The following is a 25,176-nucleotide window of genomic DNA, read 5'->3' on the forward strand; positions in this document are numbered from 1 at the left end:
CTAAGCGTTAAAATCCGCCTGAAACGACTAAAAAAATTCCTGCTCAAAAATGTCATTTTTGACGCTCTACTTTTTTCTTCTGAAGCTTTAGATCTACCAATCCTTCATAAACCAGTTGAGCCACTGCCCTGGCCCCTTCGGGTTGGAAGTGGGTATTATCACTACTACCCTCGGGATAAGCCTCGTATATCCCGGGGCCAAAGTTCATGAAATACTTGTTTGTCACATATTCTTTTCCTTTTTCAGTAAAGTGATCCATAGACCTCTGCGTGAGATCGATAAGGTACACATTTAGTTCCTCGGCTACTTCTACAGCAGCCGTATAATACTCTCCGTGCACGTTTTGCAGCTTCCCGTCTTCCCATGGGTAATTCCGATTCACGGGTGTTAGAATCACCGGAATTCCACCTTTTTGACGGGTTTGGTTTACGTAAAGCCGCAGGTATTCTTTATATCCTTCTACAGTTACATACCGCTCCGGCTTATTTTCAGCCGCATCATTATGCCCAAACTGCATTAGTACAAGATCTCCCTTTTTGAGATCCTTATAAACCGATGACCATCTTCCTTCTTCAAAAAACGTTCGGGTACTGCGCCCTCCCCTGGCGCGGTCGTCGACAACTACAGAATCGGCATTTATAATATGCGACAAAGGTTTTAGCCGCTCTTTGCTCATGTTTTCCTGAAACACCTGCCCCCATCCCATTATAGGATACCGGGTTTTCATGTAATCCTTGCCGGGATCATAGTTATTACTATAGTCGGCCATGGTGGAATCTCCTATGAGATAAACTTTGGTCACTTCTTCTTTCTGAAATGAAAGAACTGCAAACGCGGAACAAATTAAAATTAAAGATTTGAGGCTCATATCAGTTAAGGATTACTGCTTTTTTGGGAAGCTTTTTATCTTGCTCGATCTGTCTACCTGCAGCAGAAAAATCTTCCTTTTCAAATTTTACATTTTTGGATAGAGTGCCCAGAACCCGCACCGGGATTTTTCCGTTTTCAGCAAAAGAAAGATTCTTCACGTCAACATTTTTGGTGTTGTATAAAGTGATGGCAGAATCATCCCCTGCGATCACCTTAACGTTGATCAATTCCAGACCATCTACGTCTATAGCTGTGATCCCTTTTTCAGCTTCCAAAATTGAGTTTTCAATCCTGATATTCTTCACGTTCATTTCTGGCAGACCCATAAAAAAGGCTGCCCTGTGAGAATCAACTATCCGAATGTTCTTCATAAATATATTCTTGAACGACGGAGTTTCTACAGTTACTGGCATAGGAGTTTCATCGCGAACTTCTTCCATTTCCTCCTCACCCTCATCAAGGACTGGAGCCTTTCCGCCGTAAAAAAGATTGAATCTTATAGCATCTGTAGGAATATTGAGCATATCAATATTAGAGATATAGATATTCTCCACTACTCCACCCCTTCCGCGGGTAGATTTAAACCGCAGTCCGACGTCGGTTCCCATAAAGGTACAGTTTGAAATATGGACGTTCTTAACTCCGCCACTCATCTCACTACCTACCACAACTCCGCCGTGGCCATGGTAAACGATATTATTCTTCACCACGACATTCTCTGTTGGCATACCTCTGTCCCTGCCGTCTTTGTTTTTACCCGACTTGAAACAGATGGCATCATCACCCACATCAAAGGTGTTGTTATAGACCAATACATTTTTACAGGATTCGATATCCAGACCGTCCCCGTTTTGAGAATACCAGGGATTACGAACATTGATATTTCTAATGATTATGTCCTCGCTCATTAACGGGTGAATATTCCATGCAGGAGAATTTTGGAAAGTAGGCCCGTCGAGAAGAATTCGCTTGCTGTTGACAAGACTCACCATCACCGGTCTAAGATAATCCTTCACCTTTCGATGTGCCTCAATCCCTTCAAGATCTGGTACGTTTTGATCTGTGGAAAGATCATATCCTAATTTCGAATTTTCTGAAGGAAACCACATTTTCTCATCGTCTGAAAGCACTCCGCCGGAATTCACCAGGGTTTTCCATTGATTTGCCGACATTTTGCCCTTTTTGACAGGTCTCCATGCATCCCCGTTCCCGTCAATAGTTCCGGTACCCGTAATGGCAATGTTTTCTACATTGGTAGCATGAATGGGAGAAGTATTTCGAATTGTATTTAAGCCTTCAAAACTAGTATGTACTAGTGAATAATCGTCAAAATCCCTGCTGAACAGCAATAATGCTCCATCCTCGAGGTGGAGATTGATATTACTCTTTAGCTCAATAGAACCGGTAAGCCAAATCCCGCGGGGAACAATTACTTTTCCACCACCTTTAGAATTCACCTCTGAAATTGCCATTTTAAAGACCTCAGTATTCTTGAAGGTGCCTCCCGATTGTGCCCCGAAGTCGGTAATTGACCTGGAATAATCGGGAAAGGAAGTTTCCTTAACTTCAGGCATATCAAATTCCAGCCCTTCATACATCTGCTGAAGGCTTACCTGTGCCTCCACCGGGTTTGTTCCAAACACCAGGAACAACACTGCTGCTAAGGCTTTAAAAATGTCCTTTTTCATCACTTTTTTTTATTTATTTTTTGGAAAACCTGAACCAGTCAAAATCGGCATAACCCGAGTCGTTGATCTTCTCTTCCTGAGTGGCGAAAATTCCCACTTTTGCTCCTATCCATTTTCCGGGCAGGGCCTTAAAACTTCCCTCCACCGGAGTGAATTGTTTACCATCTTCACTGTAACTAAATGTGCAGGTTTCATCCTTGTTCACCTTCACGCGTAACACTATGGAATTCCCATCGAGCTTCTTTATCACCTGCTCTTGCTCCTCATTGCCTTCTTCAGCATTTTTATTTACTGCGTACTTTAAATAAATACCGTCATTTTCACTTTCAAGAGCGAGATAAGCGTAAGCCATTCCCATCACTACGAGTCCGGCTTTTTCATTCTCCAGCTTTTCATTGGGATGGAAAGTCAGTTTGGTAGTAGTGGTAAATTCATCTGCAGGGAATTTCTGAAGTAAAAGGTTGGGTGCATCCCAAAGATTTTTACTGTTGTCTGGCAACTGGTGCGCATAAAGCCTTAACTGTCCTTTTGCCGGATTAGCAAAGGCCCAGGTAGCTTGAGGATTTGCCTGCCATTGCCATTGAAGACCTATATCATTGCCCTCAAATTCATCTGAATCTTTGGGCGTAACTACGGGATAAGTTTTTCCGACATTTGGTTTGCGGAAAGACATTACCGGCTGCCCGGTACCGTCACCATCCTTATCTTCTCCCATGGTAGGCCACCCGTCCTTCCAGGTCATGGGCTGCATATGAACGATACGACCATAAGCCCCTTTATCCTGAAAATGGATAAACCAGTCCTCGCCATTCTCAAGTTCGATCCACGCTCCCTGGTGAGGCCCATTGATATCGGTATTTCCCTGAGCCAAAGAAACATGCTCCTCGTAAGGACCGTAAGGGTTTTTAGACCGCAGAATTAACTGCCATCCTGTAGAAACTCCTCCGGCAGGGGCAAAAATGTAATAATAGCCCGCTTTTTTGTAAAACTTAGTCCCTTCTACAGTTGGATGATCTTCATGTCCATCAAAAACGATCTTCCCGGCACCGGTAGTTTTTGTGCCTTCCCAGTTCATGGGTTTCACTACCAGAATGCTCTTAATTCCTGCCCGGCTTCCGGCAAAAGCATGGGATAAGTAAGCTTTTCCATCTTCATCCCAAAGGGGCGCAGGGTCGATAAGTCCTTTCCCGGATTCCACCAGTACAGGCTCTTCCCACTCCCCGGCAGGATCCTTTGTTTTCACCATGTAAATCCCAAAATCGGGATCTCCCCAATAGATGTAGTATTCACCTTCGTGGTATCGAAATGCCGGTGCCCAAACTCCATTCCCATGCTGGGGGGAGCTGAAATGTTCGTCGGGCACCTGCCTTGGTAAAGCATGATTTATAAGCTGCCAGTTCACCAGATCTTTGGAATGCAATATTGGTAAAGCCGGTGCAGAATTAAACGAAGACGAGGTCATGTAGAAATCATCGCCCACTCTCACCACATCGGGATCGGAATAATCTGCATGTAAAATGGGATTTATATATGTTCCATCTCCCTGATCTGCCACCCAGACCTCTGACTTAAAATTTTCGCTTTTTTGAGCATTTGTTGTAATTCCTCCTAAAACTGAAAGAATCAAAAATGCTGCTAAATTTCTAAGTCTTTTCATGTTATTCTAATTTTCCGGAGTCCTGAAGACTGTTTAAAAGCTTATCAATTTCAGCCATAAATGCCTCCTTTGTAGAGATACCGTTCGGCTCCTGTTCCCAGGCAGCAAGGAAATAATAGGTTACAGGTTCTGCAGTTTCATTAAAGATCACCAGGTGATCATGTGGACCTTCTTTTACTTCTTTTACTTCATTAGTTTTATAGAATAAAGCCATTCCCAGTTTGTCCTGATCATTAATTAAAGTCTGGGTTCCATAAGTGGCGATGTATGCCCACTCTCCGCCTTCACTTTCCTTCTGAAGCAACTCAATATTTTCGGATTTTACGATCCCTGTGGTTAAACCTTCAAGAGGTTCTGAAAGATCTAAAGTCGCTTTTGTATATCTCCCTTCAGGAAAAATAGTGAGGCTTGAAGTAAGATCTACAGTGTCTGCACCTGTTGCCCAATCTGAATATTCAATTTTCACTTCAGAAGAAGCTTCAGAATTTGAGACCTGCGCACGGGTGTTTCCCACATTTCTGAAGTGTGCTACAGTATCATTCATAAAGCGGCCGTAGCTCCCAATTCCCAGAGATTTCCCGGCTTTTAGGATATCCATCCCCCAGGCAGCTTCTTCGTGGTAAGAATCGAAACCGTCCTGGCCCACTTGTGGCAGCACCATAGTGTCAGTTTTCTTTCCGAAGATATCTATAGCGTTTCTCCAGTCCAGATATAATCTATACCCCACCTGTGCATTCTCCCAGCCCGGACCTTCATACCTAATGTAGTAAGAGTGATCTGTATGTTCCGGGGGAAGGGTAAGTTCCTGCACATTTTCGAAAGTGCCGCCCCTGTATTCTCGACCTTCCCATTGTCCGTCCTTTTTCACCGAGATCTCGGCATAAGTTTGAGGCTGAGAAGTTTTGTTGTCTTCAGGGATTAAACGCTGCTTCTTGTCATCCTTGTTTTTGCAGGCTGTTGCTGCAATAATGAGTGAAAGGATTAAATATTTTGATAGTGACTTCATATTAGTGTTTCTCATGATTATTGTTGAAGGTTTTCATATTGAAGTGAGGCAAGAATAAATGGCCCCACTCCTTTTGGATCGTTGTCTCTAATGATTTCATTGATGTAGTATTCATACGAACCATCCCGGTAGGGATCACCTCCCAGGCCGGCAACCCCGTTGACATCTGTAAGGCTGATGGTACCGTCTTCATTTTCCTCAATGAACTGCTCCAGGATTCCTTCATAGGCTTTAACTCCTGCTTCACGGAATTTGGGATCAAGGTACCCTTCGCCCACTCCTTTAAGCAGGAAATAGGCGAACATACTCGATGCTGAAGCTTCCAGGTAATTTCCTTCCCTTTCCCCCTGATCTACTACCTGATACCAAACCCCGGTTTCATCCTGATAACGAACGATACCTTCGGCCAGTTTTTGAGCGATATCCACAATTTCATCTCTTTTGGGGTGTTCCTGCGGAAGGAAATCGAGGACATCAACTACAGCCATGGCAAACCAGCCTATACTTCTTCCCCAGTAATTTGAAGAAAGCCCGGTTTCAGGATCTGCCCAGCGTTGTTCTTTACTTTCATCCCAGGCATGGTGGAAAAGTCCAGAATCTTCACTGTAATGGTATTTGTTTACCAGTGCAAACTGGTTGGCGACATCATCAAATAATTCCGGCTCATTAAACTCCGCAGCGTAGCGGGCAAGAAATGGAGAACCCATGTAAAGGCCATCCAGCCACATTTGATAAGGATAGATCTTTTTGTGCCAGAAGCCGCCTTCAGAAGTACGTGGGTGTTCTCTCATCTGCTCCCTCAACATTTCCACAGCTTTGCGATATTTCTCGTCACCTGTTTCTTTGTAAAGGCCAATAAGGAACCTGCCTCCCTGTACCCGGTCAATATTATAATCTGACTGCTTGTAGGTTTTGATCTCGCCCTCCTCATTCACCATAAATTCAGCAAAATTCTTGATATAATTGAGATACTTTTCGTCGCCAGTAACCTTATAAAGCTTTTCCATTGAAGTCATGATAAGCCCGTGAGTATATTCCCATTTTGGCTTTTCATTAAAATCAAGTGTCCAGCCTTCAGGATTTCTCTTAATTTCTGAATCGGCCATCCAGGTGGAATATTTATGTTCCTTTTTTACTGGGGTTGCTTCTGTAGCGGCAGTTTCTTCTTCAGTTCCCTTACAAGAGGTGAATGCAATAAACAGAAGGAGTAAATAAATGCTCGATTTAAGGGATTTAATCATTTTTCTATGGAATTTAAAAGTTCAAAACTTCTGAAGGGTTCCAGGCGTCTGTCCCTCCAAAAATGTGTTCTACAGTGTATTTTTTTGATAAATCTGAGGTAAGTAGTACCGCCCACTCCACTCTTTCTGAAGGTGCCCATCCCGGACCTGAATTGTTGTATTCTGCATAAAGAACCGTTTCTTCGGCATGTGGCTTATTCCAGTTATGCCAACCTTCTTTTTTAATATGCTCACCCATCTTTGTGTTTATAAAAACTGTCTGAGCAAAAGGTCTCCAGGGCCGTCCCATATAAACAGTTCCTTTTGGTGCATCACCGGTGAGCGTGCAATTCAGGAAAACAAAACCATACTTCGCACCTTCTTCAGTTGAAGCAGCGGTGATGTAATGGCCGCCTTCTTTAGAATAAATCTCACAATTCTCAAACACTGCAGTAGACCACCCAAAAATGAAATCTGTAGTACCTTCAATATAGCAGTCGCGGTAGTATTGCCTACTGTTCCTGCCGTGCGGATAAAGTGTATCCTGGAAACCTAAAAATTTACAGTTGTCAAAAATGGCTTTATCAGCATCCACTCTTACTGCCACAGCCTGTCCTATAGGTCCGGCACTGTTTTTAAAGGTGATATTGGTAGCGTGAAAACCGTCTCCAAAGACAAAGAAAGAAGTGGAACCTGTGGTACCTACTTCCTCTCCAAAAACATTAAGTTTTTGCGCAAAATCATCATAAGTAAGTATGGTGGAAACTTTGTCTTCTCCTATAAAAGTGACGTTGGTTTTTGAAGCAGGAAGTACTAACTTCTCTTTATAAATCCCTGATCTTATAAAAATTCTTGTCCGTGCTTTTCTAAAATCGGGCACCGCATTGATTGCTTGCTGCACAGTCTTAAAATCCCCGGAATCATCGGCTGAAACTATAAAATCATAAGTAGCGGAATTAACGGCTGCAGTTTCGGTTTCTTTATCAACAAGTTCATTTAAATAAATTTCGAGGTTTGTATAGCCGTTATCGAGATCATGCCCATTGGCATTTTCTTTAGTAGCGTCAATACCCTTGGCTTTTTCCCAGGCATCGGGCATTCCATCTTCATCGGAATCTTTGGGTGCTGTTCCACTTCTTAATTTTGGCCAGCCGCCCACCTGTTCCTGTGAGTCAATGATTCCGTTGCCGTAGGTGGCTTTTCCGCTTCTGGTTTCGTTGATAATCCTGATATCAACCGCATCTCTTTTTAAACTGGCACCTGCCTTTTTCATCACCAGGTCAAAGGCTGTACGTGCGTTTTGGGTGTCAACATTATTGTTATAATCAAAAGGATCATTGACACGTGCGGCTTCAGGATCATCTCCCTGCACTCCGCCATTCCAGTTGTTCTCTGTCACCATTTCTGAACCTTCAACAAAATTTCCATTTACATAGAACTTTCCGTAGGGATCATACGGCTCTAAAATCCTCTCCTCATCTTCGGTAGCCGGACCCGGTTTGAAATAGTTATTTACAATATTATAACGACCGTTTTCACCGCCGTAAATACTGTTATCTTCCCAGTTGTAGATCACATTATTTCTGAAGTCCACAAATTCCCCATCAAGATTTTCAGTAGTTTTTGAGCCACTGAAACGAGGATTTCTGCTGTGGTTGCTGGCAATTAAATTATGATGAAAAGAGACATTTTCGCCACCCCAGATTCCGCCGTAACCGTGATCTCCTTTGGAATGCACAGAACTGTTAAGCGCTTCAGAAATGATACACCACTGCATTGTAAAGTCCTTATTCTGGTAGAAAGAGGCATTTTCATCTGTGGCCCAGCTTACAGAACAGTGGTCTAAAATGACATTTTTGACACCCCGTCCTTTAAAGGAATCATCGGCAATGCCTTTGATGTCGCCCATCCTAAAGCGCATGTATCTAATGATGACATTATCATCTTTTACTGCCACAGGATAGCCCTTAATGGTAATGCCATCTCCCGGCGCAGTCTGCCCGGCAATGGTAAGATTGCCTTTGTTGATATCTAATGGCCTTTCGAGTTCTATAGTGCCTGAAACTGCGAAAACAATAGTACGAGGACCATCCTTTAAAATGCCTTTTCTAAGACTTCCTTCTCCATCATCATTTAGGTTTGTAACGGTGTAAACAATGCCGCCCCGGCCACCGGTTGCATACCTTCCAAAGCCCTCGGCTGAAGGAAAAGCCAGTTGCTGTGCCTGTAAGGGCAAGCCTACCAGTATAGCTGCAATTAAAAATTTTATTTTCTCCAGGCACTTGCGCATATTTTTTATTTTTTTCTCTTCAAAAGTTTTCTAATAATATTGGATCTTAAAGGCTTTCGTTCCGTCTTCAAGACTCCTTCTACCATAAATTTAATTAGGCAAAATCAACCGGATTATAAAAACCCGGTTAATAGTGCCTAGTAGAGTAGATTTCTAAACTTATTTTTTTAAATAAATATTCTTTTTCTAATCATTGGAATTATTTAGAATTCAAAAGCTCCAAGATCTGGTGCAGCACCATTGTAAGGTAAGCCTACATCCACTCCTGCGTCAATCAAATCACTGTCTGATTCTAAATGGAAAAAACTAACGTCGGGGAGGCTACCGTCAGGCTTCCTGGGACCTGTTAATTCAGAATAATCTATACTCACAAAATCATTTACAGAAGATTCAACTCCCTCCATCCAACTGTTATTGGTCACATCAAGAGTAGTCGCATTGATGCTGCCAACTTCCCCAAGAACATTACTATTCTTAATTGTTAACTTTTCAAGTGGATTTGTACTGCCAAAACCATAATTGGTTCCGTTATCATAAGCAGAGCAATTGTAAAGTGTCACCTCTCCTCTATTACTGTTGTGGTCAAAGCCATCATACCTATTTCCTACAGCAATAGACCTTATGTAAATCGCATTATGCTTCAAATCTTTGTTATCACTACCGCCCGTTTTAAAGCCGTTTCCATCACCACCGCTTACAGAACCATCCTTGAGATATCCATTTTGGATTGACCAGCAATCTTCATGAATAGTAGTGACATTATCTGCATTTCTTAAATAACCGTCCCAACCATCATCAAGGTTTTGCCACGCCCTACATCCCACGAATTTATTACCGGTACCTACATCTAATTTGCTGGCAAATCCGTCAGCATTTTCTAGTGTAGAATCTGCATTGAAGAAAGAGTCACAATTAAGTATAGTATTGTTCGCAGCACCACTGTTCAACTGAAGCCCTGTATCTGCACATTCAGAAAAAGTACAGAACTCAACAAGATTGTTGCTTCCTGTTATCTGCATTCCATTGTCTCCTGCCTTAGTAACATCAATGCCTTTGATGTGCCAGTAATTTGCCTTCAACTCTATACCTCTATTGGAAGAATTTTCAGCCATTGAAGAAAAATCAAATTTTGGCCTGGTGTCATCACCGGGATGAGCCAACAAGGAGATCATATTACCCGCACTACCACTGGTGTTTATTTCTATGGTAGCATCGAAGGTATAATCACCTCCACGGATGTATATATTTTCACCGGGAATGGCTACTGAAATTGCATCCAGAATTTCCTGTGATGTAGAAACCACTTTACCGTCTATTGAGGAAGTATTATCTCCAGTTCGGAATGAGTAGGTGTTACTTAAAGCAATATTCTTTCCATCGCTGGTTTCAATACGCCAGTAGTAGACAGTATTGGGTTCTACTTCAACATCTATGGTAGAAACTGTAAGCCCTTTCCATTCTTCAGATGGTTCCTGGCTGCCATCAACCTCATCAGCAAATAATGTATAGGTAAGAGGATCTCCATCAATATCTGCGGAAGCAGCTTCCCAGGTTAAAGTAACCTTACCATCAACAGGAGATACCGTTACCCCGGAAGCAGGTGAAACTAATGTCGCCGGAAAAGGTGCATTATTAGATCCTGCCTCACCCGCAACATAAAATTTATGAGGATCTGAACTGGTAGTCTCTTCTCCCGCATTTTTCGCTACCACACTCCATGAATATGGATAACCTCTTTCGAGTCTAACTACAAGTGAGGTCGAGGTAAGGTTAGGTCGCTGTGTTACTTCCTGCGTTACCAGATTGGTAATTAAAAGATCATACCTTTCTGCATCAATAGCTTCATTCCATTCAAAAGCTACTTCGACCATATTCGCAATAACGTCTCCTACTTCACATTCTGTATTATTTTGCGGCATAACCAGTTCGGCCTTTCCGGGAGGTGTAGCAGAAATAATTTCGGCATCATCATCTTCTGAACAGGAAACTGTTATAGTGCCCAGCAGAATAATGAAGAACATTTTTATACAGGATATATTTTTTATGTTTTTCATAATTTAATCACTTTAATAGTTTGACTTACCGTGGCGGATTTCAATTGAAGGAAATACACACCTTCCCTGTAGTTGGTAAGGTTGAGTGGAAGCAATCTGTCTGCAGGAATTTCCATTCTTCCTGAGAAGTATTCCTTTCCATTAAGGTCAAGCAGGGAAACATGTATATTGGGATCTAACCCATTGATATAGACCTTAAGATCTCCCCGGGTTGGGTTTGGAAACAGTACAACCTCTTCAGACATTAATACCTCATCATAAAAAATTCCCTGACAGCCAGAATCTGTATAGACAGCAAATTTATTCGTGCCTGGCTTAAGATCTAAGGTTACTTGAGATTGTGATGTGGTCGTGATATTCCCGTTATGTTCAATTGTGTAAAGGTCGGCCCCATCTAATGATAAGGTCACAGTATTAGCCGCATAATCTACCGAAGAATAAGCTTCTAAAGGAGTTGGTCCTTCTACTGTTATTTTAAAACACTGCTCATATCCATCCTGTCCATCAACAGTCATACAGATATCATAACTACCCGCAGCTAAATTTTCAATCTTTGCTGAAAAGTTGTTAGAAGATGAAAGTGTAGCAGAACCTGTACCTGCACCAGATAATGAAACATTATAGGTGTAATTTGGATCTTTGGCAGTGATGGATACAAACCCGTCTCCGTTTCCATTACAGCTCACATCATGCACAGCTATATTGAAATTATCTGATGGCAAATTAAAAACTTCACATCCAAAAACATCAACGGTCGCTCCTTCAGTAGAATTAGGACAGCTATCCTCACTATCTACAAGTCCGTCGCCGTCACTATCATCACATACATCTCCAATCCCGTCACCATCAGAATCGGCCTGGTCGGCATTTGGTGTGAATACGCAATTGTCATCCACATCAAGTATCCCATCATTATCGGAATCATCAGTCGCTATTAGGTTTGGTAGCGGGTCCCAGTCATCATTCCCTTTAGTGAAATTGAAAGGTTTGATCTCGGTGTCATCATTAAGCACAGGGCTATTGAGCACCGTAGACCACGACACACGATCATTCATGTGATTTTCTCCGGAAGCTTCTAAAGTTCCGTATTCGTACATTTTTTCAGATTCACCACCCAGGGAGCTTTTCCAACCTTCTGGTTCGATCAAAGACTTTCCTTCAAAACCTGGATAAGTAGAAACGGCAATATTGGTATTATAGAAAACAACTTCGCTGGTATTTGCCTGCCATGGCCTTCCAAAAAAGCCAGGTTTGGAACCCTGATTTGAAGCTGTATTTACACCTGGTATTGTTGAAATAATATTAGTCTCGTACATAAGGAACCCTCTTCCTCCGTCTTGTTGCGCAGCAGTAATATAAGCAGCATCACTACTTACATCACTGGTATTAAGAACCAGGTCAGATTTGTAAAAAACAGCGGTCATTCCGCCAAAAATGTAATCTACAGCACCCATCATAGCTCCTTTATAGATCACAACACGGGAATCAGACCCTCCGTAGAAGGAATCCTGTCTTCCCACGATTCGACATTTGTCAAGAATAATCTTGTCTGAGCCACTCGCAATTCCTATTGCAGCGGCACGTTCAACAAAGCTTCGATCCTGCACGCTGGTATTGCCATAATCGGTAGGACGTTCACCTCTGTTACCGCTAACCATTACCACTACGTCTTCAGATTCTTTTTGAGAGATATACTGGTTGAAGGAATTTTCGATAATTAGATCTTCAGCAATAAAACCGTCTGCTGCAACCACTAAAGTAGCATTCCAGTAAGAACCATTAGTAGTTCCTGAAACGTTATTGTATGGTTGACTTCCATTGGCTTTATTAACCTCCAGCGCATCTTCGCTCCCTTTATTATCAGTTCCCTGGCTATAATAGTTGTAACCATAACCATAATAGGAGGTGATACGAACGGCGTTATCTGCAATACCTACACCTTCATTTGTCAATTCAATACTTGGAATGGATGCGGCGTTCTTTAGAGTAATATTATCTTCCTTAATTACTACCATTTCCTCGTAATTTCCTGAATCTATAAGAACCGTTACACGTTCATCATTAGGCCTGGCCATCCTTGAAATTGCAACGAGAGCAGCATTTATGGTTTGATAATCTTTATCTTTTCCTACTGTAATTACTTCAGAATAAGCCACCACATCTATTACCTCAATATTGGTAATATAGGAAGTAGCATTAATTGTGATCTCAGCCATTCCTGCTTCGGTACCCGAATAAGTATAGGTAACATACTCCATTTGTGAAGTACTGCCACTGCTGGTGGTTATTGCCTCACCGCCGTCAATGGTAAAATCGGCAGCATAATAAAAAGTAACCACCATTTTCTGTCCGGGCTGCATGGGAACCGAAATTGTGCCTTCGCTTCCTGCTGACAGATGGCCTTTGGCCTGCTCATTTTTAATATTTCCTGTAAAAATTAGACCCTTATAATATTCTGTTTCAACAGTAATATTTGTATCGTCAAAAGTCCAATTTGAAACATTTTCAAAGTCAAGCGTTTTGGTAACTGCTTCTCCATCAACAGTCAAATAAGAAGTAAGGGAAAGTTCTACTGGATATGCTTCCAAACCAGATACACTTACCTCATAAACCCCGTCTCTTAGAGCTACAGAATTTATATCTGAGAAAGTATAAAAATAATCTGGTTCATTAATATTTGTAAAGGTTAACGTTAAATCCCCTTTTTGAGCCTCAGTTAATCCATTAGTTTCGATTGTTACATTCTGTAATGGTTTTGGTTTAAAAACAATATCTGTAGTTGTTGCTCCAGTAATTTGAACGGTATTATCGGGGATGTGAAAATCGTTCACGCCATCTGCCTCTATAGTATATTCAATATTAGGTTGCAACTGTACAGAATAGGCTTCAGCATCAACATCAAGCATAGGCTGAGGAACATAAATACTATTGGCATCTGGATCTGGAGTAAAAGTAAGTGCCAGGTCTGAGATATTTTTCCCCAGACCAATCACCGATCCAGAAACAGTAAAAATCTCTACTTTTTGGATAGTTATGTCGTAAGATATAGTGCTTTCAGTTACCTCCAGGCTGCTACCATTGGAAATAATATAACCATTGGCTCCTTCGAGAGATAGATTATATTCATAACCTACCGGTAATTTTACCTGGTAAGTTCCATCTGTTGGTATGACATTCCATTTTTTTCCAGCGCTATTTGTAAAAGTTATAGAATAATCAACAGGAATCCCCGATGCGGCTGAAAGATCTACATTTCCATTGAGGCTGGCGTAAATAGCCGGAGTTCTTATAATTCTAAAATAGCTTGGTTTATCGGCCGCGTCATAGATATTGTAGGTTCCGCTGGCTTTTGCAGCAAAATTTACCTCCATGGGTTCACCGCCCACACTTACAACATCGTCCTGTAGGTCTGGATCTGCAACATATTCAAAATGAAGTTGACCAACTCCATCCTGACCAAGAACCCAAAGTGTCACTTCATCATCTTCACTAAGCTCAAGACTCATGTACCTGTCGCGCGCTCCTCTCGAATTAATATAAACTCTTCCCGTAAATTCCTCAGATGAAACATTTTCATCATATCGGGTAAGGTTGGTATTAGAAGTACGTAACCTGTCATTTCCGCCGCCTACCCAGCTCAAATCACCTTCAGTAAAATCCGGGAAGACATTGCCTGCAGTTCCCGGAGGAATGGACTCATCATACCACGAATTGATAATATCTTCAGTTAATTTATTATTGTACTGAGACTCGTCAAGTTGTGCTGCCCCAAAATCCCAAACATCTGGTAGACCATTAGATGTGCCACTGCCAATTTCCTCTACAGTAATGTTGTAAGTGGAAGTACTTTCATCGACACTTAAAGTTGTACCGTTAGTAATTTCATATCCTTCTGCTCCTTCCAGTGAAATGCTATATTCAAAACCTACAGGTAAATCTACCTGATAAGATCCCCCATCAACCTCGGCACTCCAGGTTTTTCCTGCCTCGTTAGTGAAATTTATGATATAGTTATTGGGAATTCCTGCAGCATCAGTTAGATCTACATTTCCACTAAGTGCAGCATAGGTAGCAATTTTACGTGCTATTCTAAAGTAGCTAGGCTTATCTGTATCATCATAGATACGGTAGGTGCCTGCAGCTTTTGCAGTAAAGTTTAATTCAGTAAGTTCCTCTCCAACAGCTACGATATAGTTTTGAAAGGTTGGATCTGAAATATATTCAAAATGGATATTTCCGTTACCCTCTTGAGTAAGCGTCCATATAGTTACAACATCATCCTCATTAAGCTCTATACTGAAATACCGGTTTGTGGCTCCTGATGAATTTATATAGATCCTTCCCTTAAATTCGTCGTAATCTGAAATATTTTCATCGTAACGGGTCAGGTTTGTATTAGAAGTTCGTAAACGATCACTACCGCCTCCGGTCAAGCTTAGATCACCAACAGTAAAATCTGGCAATTTATTATCTGAGCTTCCTGGCGTAATGGATTCATCGTACCATGAATTGATGATCTCTTCAGTCAACATATTTAAATATTGAGACTCATCGAGTTGTGATGCACCAAAATCCCAAACCTGGGTAAGGTCCTCAGAGGGGATTGATACAGCCTGCTCAGTAACCACCTCTAAACCGGGAAGGTAGGTATCATTACCTGTTCCGGCAACAGTCTTAAAATTTAAAGTTGTAGCAGGTCCTGTATAGGTAAATTCATAGGTGTCCTCAAGGTCATTGACTACCTTTGTTGGTACTTCGCCCAAAGATGCTCCTGTAGACACATCTGTACCTACCATGTTAAGGCCAGAATGTTTAGAACCTATGAAGCGTATGGTAGCGCTCCCCTCCACAGAAACATTTATTTCCTGATCAATTTTGAGATTGAGCCCATAGGTCTCTGAGTGAAATGAGTAATCTCCTCCCAGGGTTAGTTTGCCATCAGGGCTTTGTTTAGCACTTATTATAGTCCCATCGGTAAAATCATAAGTGACTATATTTTGCTCCTGGGAGTACCCAGTAAAAATCCCTATTAAGAGAAAGAGGGATATGAAGTGTAATTGTTTAATCATTCTTTACAAGATTTAAAATTAAAAATACATCCTATCCTATGTCAGGATTCTTAACTGCTTTTAAATTTAAAAGCGCGTAGCTCTTCTTCTTTTTTTTAAGGATTATCCTCTTGAAATACTCTTGTCTCAGTAAAGTGTAAAAAAGGGTTTGCGTCATTACAACGCACCCCCTTTTTCGCATCTAAACTAACCTACCATCTTATCTCCAACGCGGGTCACCCACGTTATTATCTATTAATGTTTGATTTGTGACAGTAAAATCTCCTGTTGACGGATCAACAAAACCTGGATCAAGTGTCATATAGTTACTATCATCGAAAATATATTGCGAGGTATCATAAAATCCTGGAGCATTGAAGTAATTATTATCTCTAAAGGTTGGAGATTCATCAATACCAGATCTATCGGCATAACCTTCGGATGCAGTATTTACGATTAACGTATTTCTTACGGTTACGTCATTCGATACAAACCGGACATATAACAACCTGCTACTATCTTTATTAGAACTGGCGTAAATGGTGGTGTTTTCAATAAGGATATTGGCAGTTAAACCAGTTTCATTAGACGTTCCACTGGCATCCATCCTAATAAAATCACGGTCTGGGGCAACGTTATAAAAAGTACTTGCATTAATGTGGACATTCAGAACATCTGAACTTCTAAAATCTATAAAATCCCCACCTGCAGTTAAAATGTTGTAAACAATACTGTTTTCCACAGTAAGCGTTTGTAAAATCGCACCAGTTTCATTTCCAGCAATAAACGAGCGGCCATAATCATGTATATTACTTCCACTAATGAATAAGGAATTGAAATTTCCGGCACCTGTATATCTTATTGCATCTGATAGTAATGCTGCACCTTCACCCCCATTTAATTCAAGATCTATTAAGGCAACATCTGTAGCACCTCCAACAATTTCAAAATTCAAAGTAAGCAAAGGCTTGTCAAAACTTCTCAAGCCTCTAATGGTAATAGATTTATCAAGAGTAACAGTTCCGGTTTGTTCAGTGTAATCACCGGGTTCAAGTACCAGTATGGCACCTTCTTCTGCATCGGCGATCATTTGCAAAAGATCGTCTTCAGGAGTAACCAATATTCCATCTCCAATGTCAATTCCTGTGGTAAATATTCTAATCCCTCTTATTTTCTCCCCATTGAGTAAAGTTGCAGTATATTCTGTTTCTGAAGTAAGGCCTGTAATCGTGGCCACCCCCTGATTCATTTCCTCTGCTGTAATGGTATGGGTGATATCCCCGGGATTGAGTTTAATTTCGGTAACCTCACTTCCCGGAGTCCATCTTAATGTAGCCTCTTTAGCCACAATATCCCCGGGCTGAACTTCTATAAAAATTTGTTCGGTTAAAGTTCGTACCGTGGTAGTAGCCCAGGAGGAATCATCGATGCCCCTTTCGCTTATTGCTTTAACTCTAATAGAATAAAGCTTTTCACTTTCTAAAGGTATCAGAACCGGTAATTCATCTGGATTCACCTCAACTGTTTTGACAATATTGTTGAATTGTAATGAATCATTGGAAAACTCCACTATATAACTATTTGCATCTTCGTTCACAGTCCAGTTCAACTCTACATTTAACTGATTCCTTACGAAGGCTTTTAAATTCACTGGCGCAAATTCCCGGCTTACCGGAAGCTCTTCGATTAGCTCTTTATCATAATCACATGCCGTAATAGTAACTGCAACCAGGATAGCCATTAGTAGACTTTTAAAGATATCTTTTACTTTCATAATTTATAAATTGATTCTGTTTATTGGGTTCTAGTACCCGTAATCGTTCACCAATTGACCGTTACTCGCATCTATAAAGACCTGCCATATTGGCCAAAATTGTCTGTTATCTGGATCAACTCCCGGCTTGTTCAACGAGTTAATTATTTCATCCAGGGGCTGGTCCCATGAATATGCAGAATATTCTGGTCCCGGGTTTCCGGTTTCCCCTCTATTTAACCCGTAGATATCTAGTGTATATCCATCATCCTCATATTTATAATAAAGGGTGGAAGGTACATTTGCATAATCTCCAGTTCTATTTTCAAGATTCTCTAATTCCTGCTTTTCTTCGTCCAGTTTCTCCCCCAAAAGGTTCCAGCGGATCAGATCCATTTTTCGATCCATTTCTCCTGTAAATTCGTACTTGTACTCTTCTACAATGGCATTAAACATCTCTTCTTTAGAACCAAGAGCATCTACATAAGCATCTACCTTTTCTGCATGAAGTTCAGTAGGGAAAGCCCTGCGTCGAATTTCCTTAAGATATGGCGCTGCCGCTCCCGGGCCTTCCAGTTCATTAGCCGCTTCAGCAGCAGTTAAAAGAACTTCAGCATATCTCATGTAAATAAGATTTACCCCGTCATCATTTGTGGAAGTTACCTTACGATCCATCCATTCATATCGATATTTTCCGAAGTACCACCTGTTAATCCCAGTGAGTTCCTGTTGCGCAATACCATCTACTGCAGCACCCCACTCAAAGGGTACAGCGGAAACATCTCTACGAGTATCGCCTTCATCAAAATCATAATATATTGTTGGCGTAGGCCCGGCATTACCACCTCGCGGTTGCTCTGTAAATTGGTCTACAGTGTTGTGAGGCACAGCAAATGAAAATAACACCCTGCCACGACCATCGGCGAAAGGTATTTCCCAAAGAGATTCTCCACCCGCATTGGTGTCTTCACTATTGTACTTCCTCCAGAAGCCTTCAAAAGATGGTTCAAGATGTGCCCTTCCACTGTTTATAACAGCACGGGCTTCTTCAAGAGCCAGACGATACATTTTCTCAACAGAGAGATCTGGATCATTGCTTCTTCTCACCCCATCAGGATATTGTTGATATCCGGCAGCTACCAAAGCAAGACGAGCCCTGAATCCTTTTACAAAAGCCTTATTTATACGTTCTACGGAAGAGGTTGTAGCATTTTCATTTGGCCATGCAACTAAAGTAGCTGCTTCACCAAGATCTGCAATAAGTTTCTTGTATATGGTATCGCGACTGGTTTTTGGTAAGTATAGCGTCTCTGAAGAAATTGGCTCAAAACGAGCAGGAACATCCCCCCAGGTTTTCATAAGATCTGCATAATAGATTGCTCTATATGTTAGTGCCGCTCCTAAAAGTTGACCAAAGGCGTTCCCGGGTTCAGGATTTCCAAAGAGACGAAGGTTTTCTATAGCTATGTTTGCCCTCTCAATCCCCTGATACATCATAGCCCAGACATTATTGTCTGTATTCATTCTGGAATTGCTGGGCTTGGCATCATAATACAACAAATCGGCATCCGAACCTTCACTGCCAGAACTGTAGTTATACTCAACATCAGTATTAAACCCGTAGTAAGGGATCCATCTTCCCCTATAGGAGTTAGTCTGTCCCATGGGTTCAAGAATGCCATCCACAGCTCCCTTCGCTAAATCAAGTGTAGAAAAAATAGTCGATTTATCAAGTGTTGAATTTGCAGGCGCTTCCAAGAAGTCTTCATCTAGAAAATCATCCTCGCAAGAAACTACAACGATTATTAGAAGCAATACCGAAAAGATTTTAAATAAGTTTTTCATTTTCAAGTAATTTTTTTTTAAAAATTAAGGTTTACACCAAATACAACTTGTCTACTTCTTGGAAATGGAGAATGATCTACCCCTGGTGTAAGTGGCGTTTTTCTTCTGGTAGAAACCTCAGGATCAAGACCAGAATAGTTGGTAAGAATAAACACATTATTTGCAGTTGCATACACTCTTAATTTGGTCAAATTAGCTTTTGCTACAAGAGACTCTGGCAAGGTGTAACCTAATGTAAGTGTATTCAATCTCAGAAATGAACCATCTTCCACTGCCCAATCACTAAATACATAATTACGCATGTAAGGCGACCACATAGTAGTGTTAGCATTGGCAGCTGCCAGTTCTTCAGGATCGGATATGAGCTGTCCCGTTTCAGGATTAAGGTTCGTCCACCTGTTACCATCTGCCATTACAGTACTTAGATTTCTGTATTGACCACTTTCACTAGCAGTTGTAAACTGTATTTTATTAGCATTATATACATCATTTCCTACGCTAAAGTTAAAAGCTGCAGAAAAATCAAATCCGTAAGCATAAGCATCTATGACAAACCCTCCTGTGAAATCGGGATTTGCATCTCCAATTATAGAGTTATCTTCAATATTCACTACCCCATCTCCATTTATATCTTTTAGTTTTAAAGATCCCGGCATTATCTCCCCCACAATATCTGTAGCATCTACTACATCAGATTTTAGAGTGTAAGAATTCAATTCAGGGTCATAATTAAAATCTGACACTTCGTAGCGACCATCATTCTTAAAACCATACATGGCTCCAACCGGATGTCCTACCCAAACAGCATAATCCCCGTTAGAAATCTCTGAAGAAGCCCACCCCGAATAGTCCTGGTAATCTTCTAAAGTACCCAAGGAGTTAATCTTGTTCTTATTGGCCGACATATTTAAGCCAAAACTCAACCCATAATTCTCCTCTGCCAGCGGATAAAAATTTAAAGCCCCCTCGATTCCGGTATTCTGAATCTCCCCAAGGTTACGGTATTGAAATTCATATCCTGAACCCGGTGTCCTAAAAGCAAGCAATAGATCTGTTGTCACATTTTTATAGGTCTCAAAACTACCTTGTAGTAGTCCCCTCATAATTTCGAAATCAATACCTGCATTCTGTGTTACAGTAGTCTCCCATTTCAAATCAGGATTAGCCAGGGCATTTGAAGCCGCCCAATATGTGGGGATGCCATTAATATAAGTTGTGGTTTTTGACTGGAAGCTTTGTACCGTTTGACCAGCGGGAATATTGTTATTCCCTGCCTCCCCATAACTTAATCTTAACTTTAGAGCATCCAGCCATTCTACGTCTTGAAGAAAGTCTTCTTCATTCAATTTCCAGGCTACTGCGGCAGATGGAAAATATCCCCATCGATTATCACCCAAAAATTTACTTGACCCGTCAGCCCGGAAAGTTGCAGTAAGTAAATATTTACTTCTGAAGTCATAATTTACACGACCAAAGAAGGACAAAAGCTTGTCATCAGGCCGGTAAAAATTGTCCACACTTTGCGGGATACCCTGCGTAGTTAATTTTCTTGTTGTCTCAAAATCAAAATCTTTAGGAAATCCCTGAATTTCAGCCGTTTCTTCATTATCCTTAGTTAGGATCATCTCCTGCCCTACCAATAATTTGAGATTGTGATCTTCTCCAAGATGTTTGTTGAAGTCATAATTAATGGTATTGGCATTTCTAAAGCTTTCACGTTTTCGATCACTATAGACTAAAGATGGCAATCCCTGATTGCTTGCAGAAGGTTTATTTCTTGCATAATAAGTAGACCTACCATAATAGCGGTAGTCTTGCTCAATACGATAATCAAGACCAAAATCCGATTGAAATCTTAGATTATCCATAATATTCCATCCAAAACTTCCAAGCATATTATAATTTCTTCTCAGTTGCTGTCTCTGGTTATCGGCAGTAGCTACAAAAGGATTAACCAAATATCCTGTCAAGGCCTCATCGGTGTTCGTTGTGGTAAGACCAGAAATAGGTATTGGGGAATATTGAACACTATATTTAAGCCTTGAATCTGCAGAAGAAACTTCATTTTGCTCATTGGTTCCTCCACCATCAATCTCAGTATCTGAATACCTTACTGTAAAAGACAAATCTACCTTTTCACCTGCCTGGCTCTTAAGTGCCAGTGACAGGTTATCTCTTGTGTAAGCTGAACCTAACATTATAGTACTTACATCATAATGAGCATAATTAAAGCTGTAGTTGGCTTTCTCAGATCCACCTCTTATAGAAATATCATGACTTTGAACTTCACCCATATTACCATAGACTTGTTTTTGCCAGTTATTTCCTTCCTGGCCGACATATAGGTCGTAATCCTGCCAAAGTCCAAAAAGTTGTTCATAGGAGTCGAGGTTCTCTGGATCATCAAGTAATGCATATTCATATTGCCACTTGACGAAGTCTTCGGGACTCAAAACATCGATGGTATTAGCAATTTTTTGAAAACCATGAAAAGCATTTACACTTACATTGATCTTCCCGCTAACCCCATCTTTGGTAGTTATGATAATAACTCCGTTAGCCCCTCTGGACCCATAGATAGCTGTAGATGATGCATCTTTTAAGACCGAAATACTGGAAATATCGGTCGGACTGATATCAGACATACTGGCCACAGGAAATCCATCTACAATAATTAAAGGAGAACTATCCTGTGTTAATGAACCATTACCTCGTATTCGAATATTAATTTCGGCATCTGGCGAACCTTCGGTAGCGAGCACCTGTACCCCGGGAAGTCTCCCAGTAAGGGTTTCAGCCACACTAGCTCTGGCCTGTTCGTCTAGCTTTTCTCCGGAAATAGACGCTACCGACCCTGTTAAATCTGATCTTCTAGATGTACCATAACCTACAACTACAACTTCATCTAGAGCATTTTGATCCAACTCAAGTGCCGCATCAATTGTAGTTCTTCCGTCTACTTTAACTTCGAGAGGCGCAAACCCCACGTAACTGAATATTAAAACAGCATTAGGGCTCGAAACTGTAATAGAAAACTCTCCATCAAAATTTGTCATAGTTCCGTTAGAAGTTCCTTTTTCAAGAATATTGACACCAGGAAGAGGTTCCTGAGTTGTTGCGTCAACTACAATACCATTCACAGTGGTCGTATTCTGAGACTGCGCATCCACTCCCAGTAGCAGGAGAAACCCGCAGACCAAAAGAAACTCCTTAGAGAAAAGACTAAATAATTTCATACTCATAATTCTGGACTAAAATTGGTTAATCGTTTAATAGTTCTGGTTTAAGCTATCCGTCATTCAAAAGAAACTCCAACTAAATCGTTTTCGTTATTTCTTTTGAAAATTACCAGCCATTTGAGAAAAAACAACATCAAAAAACTGGGGTTTTTATCAATTAGTTAATAAGCTTCCTAAATATTTTAATATTTGATAATTAAAACAGATTTATAAGCTCTTTTTAACAATGTAATCGATTACACAAACCTAGAGAAAAGAATCAATAAAAGCAATTTTTATATAAATAAAATTAATAGAAATTTAATAGAGTTGTAAAAGCAGTGTTAAAAAAAGCAAGAGATTACCTGGATTAAAGCGATTTCAAGTCCCGGAAGAACACAAGAATTGGGGATGTACAAAAAAACTTTATGCAATCGATTACCTTAAATAAAATTAAAATTTTATTCGAGACTGGAAATAAAAATTCTAATAAGTCTGTGGTTCATATTCATCTATAAGAGAGGCTCAGGGAAATACTCTTTATATCTTCAGCAATTATTAAGTAATAGCCACTCAAAAATACCCTTTTTGAAACCTGCTGAAGGTCTTCCAGATATACTGGACTACTATTAAAAGAAATAATTGTGTGGAGGTAATATAATCAGAAAGTTAAGACTTTAAATTCTGAAAGCTACTGAAGTTAGCAAGAGCTTATCGTCTTTTAAAGAAGTTCAGTTTAATTTAGAACCTATATTTTTCATGCGGAGATAGAACATGGTTTTTAGCCATAACCTTCTTTACCGCTTCATAAATTCTGTGCTTTGCAGCACCATAAGGTCTAAAAGCTGTAGCTCGTTTTCTTTTTCTAAAAGTGCGTGTGATACTCCTTTCTTGTGCAGATAGGCAATAAAAGCCAGAATCTCTTCCTTATCGATCTTTAAGACCTCCTGAAAAAATTCATGGTCATACCGGTTCAGTAACTCCCGCTCAAGCAGGTCATAACCTGCCCTTGCTCTTCGTATTTCCTGAGACCTGTTTTTTGGAGCCGGAGCTACAAGATCTACAAGGCCGCCAATGATCTTTATTGGCTGAAAACCATATTCCATATTTGCCGACATTCCCGGATTTGTAACACCTGTCTGGGCATCGGGTGAAAACGAGTAATCCATGCCCATGATTTCCGCGGCAGACCATGTAGGCAGTTCAAGTTCTAAAACGGGGATGTTCTTAAGGTCTGCTGCAAGATTTCCGGTGAGGTTATGAGGCTTTATCACTACTTCTGCAAGTTCATTGATATCTTCTGTGATCTCTACCTGTAATACCCCGGTTTTTAAAACGTTTTTGTCAATTACAACCAGAAGATCCCGGTATTGTACAGCCGAAAAATAGAGGGAATCGTTCAAACTCGCATTAATAGTAAAATGTCCACCTTTTGTAGATACACTACCTTTTCCGGTAGTTTTATTGTAGATAGTAATTCCTTCCGCCTCAGCATCGGCAGGGACTTTTATGCTCCCCTGTATTTCAACTTCACCCATAGTTTGAGAGACAGCAGTAAATGAGGTAAAAAGCAAGACGAAAATTAATACGTACTTCATATTGTAAATAACGCCACAATTCAGGCATAATTACATCGAAATGCAAAAAGTGCAGAAATAAAGAATGTTATACCTGTCAAAAATGTCAAATTCAGACAATATTTTTTAAATCCATGCATTTAATCTTCCACAGGAGCATTCGCCTTCTGCTGTTTGTATTTCTGGCTTTGCGCTACTAGAAACTCAATTAGCAACATCTCATTCTTTGGTTTCAGCATTTCTTCCGTAAGGCCATTATCTGCAGCAAAATAAATGAAATCTGATATATCCTCTTCCGGGACATTAAGCTGATCCTGGAAAAATTCATCATCATGAAGTTGAAGAATTTGCTCGTCAAGGTCATCATCACCGCCCACCGTTGTTGTGACATCACGAGAGGTGAAAATATTCCTGAAGATGTTGGCAAAATTCATCCCGCTGTAAATCATCCCGCTACGCATAGCTGCATTGGAAGGAGAAACCAGTGAATCGGGTCTAAAAGTGTGGTTATACGGATTAATTTCTGCGGCCGATTTTGTAGGAAGATCGGTTGATACCACAGGAATAATCTTTACATCTACCTCTACGTTTCCTGAAAGGTCATACGGGCTCACTACAACTTCCGGTAGTTCGGTTACTGCTTCAGAAATAAAAACGTTGAGCTGCCGGTTTTCTACAACGCCTTCATCTACCACTACTGAAAAATCCTGAAATTGAAGTGCCGAGAACTGCAATGTATCTCCGGCCACCACCCTTATGGTAAAATTCCCCTGATCATTTACCACAGTAGCACTTTTAGCCGTGCGGTTAACAACAGTAATACCTTCGGAAGTCTCCCCTACCGGCGGGGTAACACTACCATTGATCTGCACTCTGTCCTGAGACAAAACTGTGAAGGAAATAAAGAAAACAATACAGGATAATAAGGGTTTCATAATGCTGATTTTCTT

The 25,176-nt window shown here is 40.7% G+C and carries 13 protein-coding genes; all 13 read right to left on the reverse strand.

The features are described 5' to 3' along the window. Positions 1-52: 52 nt before the first annotated feature. The 13 genes from ACQ93I_RS13000 to ACQ93I_RS13060 all read right to left on the reverse strand — a co-directional run bounded on the left by ACQ93I_RS13000 (position 53) and on the right by ACQ93I_RS13060 (position 25,161). A complete protein-coding gene (locus ACQ93I_RS13000; protein WP_431698874.1) occupies positions 53-802 on the reverse strand; it encodes a rhamnogalacturonan acetylesterase in 750 nt (249 codons plus the stop codon). Positions 803-869: 67 nt separating this feature from the next. Further along, a complete protein-coding gene (locus ACQ93I_RS13005; protein ID WP_431698875.1) occupies positions 870-2,558 on the reverse strand; it encodes a glycoside hydrolase family 28 protein in 1,689 nt (562 codons plus the stop codon). A 13-nt stretch (positions 2,559-2,571) separates the two neighbouring features. Further along, a complete protein-coding gene (locus ACQ93I_RS13010; RefSeq protein ID WP_431698876.1) occupies positions 2,572-4,215 on the reverse strand; it encodes a glycoside hydrolase family 43 protein in 1,644 nt (547 codons plus the stop codon). 1 nt (position 4,216) lies between these two features. Continuing rightward, on the reverse strand, positions 4,217-5,221 hold the full coding sequence (locus ACQ93I_RS13015; RefSeq protein ID WP_431698877.1) for a DUF4861 family protein: 1,005 nt from the start codon (positions 5,219-5,221) through the stop codon (positions 4,217-4,219). Positions 5,222-5,238: 17 nt separating this feature from the next. Beyond that, on the reverse strand, positions 5,239-6,462 hold the full coding sequence (locus tag ACQ93I_RS13020; protein WP_431698878.1) for a glycoside hydrolase family 88/105 protein: 1,224 nt from the start codon (positions 6,460-6,462) through the stop codon (positions 5,239-5,241). A gap of 13 nt (positions 6,463-6,475) precedes the next feature. Further along, complete coding sequence (locus tag ACQ93I_RS13025; RefSeq protein ID WP_431698879.1) at positions 6,476-8,731, reverse strand: pectinesterase family protein; 2,256 nt, start codon at positions 8,729-8,731, stop codon at positions 6,476-6,478. 203 nt (positions 8,732-8,934) lie between these two features. Continuing rightward, complete coding sequence (locus tag ACQ93I_RS13030) at positions 8,935-10,785, reverse strand: right-handed parallel beta-helix repeat-containing protein (protein ID WP_431698880.1); 1,851 nt, start codon at positions 10,783-10,785, stop codon at positions 8,935-8,937. Then, entirely contained in the window at positions 10,782-15,854 is a 5,073-nt protein-coding gene (locus ACQ93I_RS13035) for a pectinesterase family protein (protein WP_431698881.1), read from the reverse strand. Before ACQ93I_RS13035 ends, ACQ93I_RS13030 begins: the two co-directional genes overlap by 4 nt. Before the next feature lie 199 nt (positions 15,855-16,053). After that, positions 16,054-17,607, reverse strand: coding sequence for a DUF5123 domain-containing protein (locus tag ACQ93I_RS13040; RefSeq protein ID WP_431698882.1), 1,554 nt, complete (start codon positions 17,605-17,607; stop codon positions 16,054-16,056). Between the two features lie 30 nt (positions 17,608-17,637). Further along, positions 17,638-19,431, reverse strand: a complete 1,794-nt coding sequence (locus ACQ93I_RS13045; RefSeq protein WP_431698883.1) for a RagB/SusD family nutrient uptake outer membrane protein — start codon at positions 19,429-19,431, stop codon at positions 17,638-17,640. Between the two features lie 17 nt (positions 19,432-19,448). Then, the gene (locus tag ACQ93I_RS13050; protein ID WP_431698884.1) at positions 19,449-22,667 is read right to left on the reverse strand and encodes a SusC/RagA family TonB-linked outer membrane protein; all 3,219 of its coding nucleotides are present in this window, start codon (positions 22,665-22,667) and stop codon (positions 19,449-19,451) included. 779 nt (positions 22,668-23,446) lie between these two features. Next, complete coding sequence (locus tag ACQ93I_RS13055) at positions 23,447-24,247, reverse strand: hypothetical protein (RefSeq protein WP_431698885.1); 801 nt, start codon at positions 24,245-24,247, stop codon at positions 23,447-23,449. A 119-nt stretch (positions 24,248-24,366) separates the two neighbouring features. Beyond that, positions 24,367-25,161 (reverse strand): hypothetical protein, encoded by a 795-nt coding sequence (locus ACQ93I_RS13060; protein ID WP_431698886.1) that lies wholly within the window; start codon positions 25,159-25,161, stop codon positions 24,367-24,369. Positions 25,162-25,176: the final 15 nt, after the last annotated feature.

Source organism: Salinimicrobium sp. WS361, assembly GCF_050750585.1.
Taxonomy (GTDB): Bacteria; Bacteroidota; Bacteroidia; order Flavobacteriales; family Flavobacteriaceae; genus Salinimicrobium.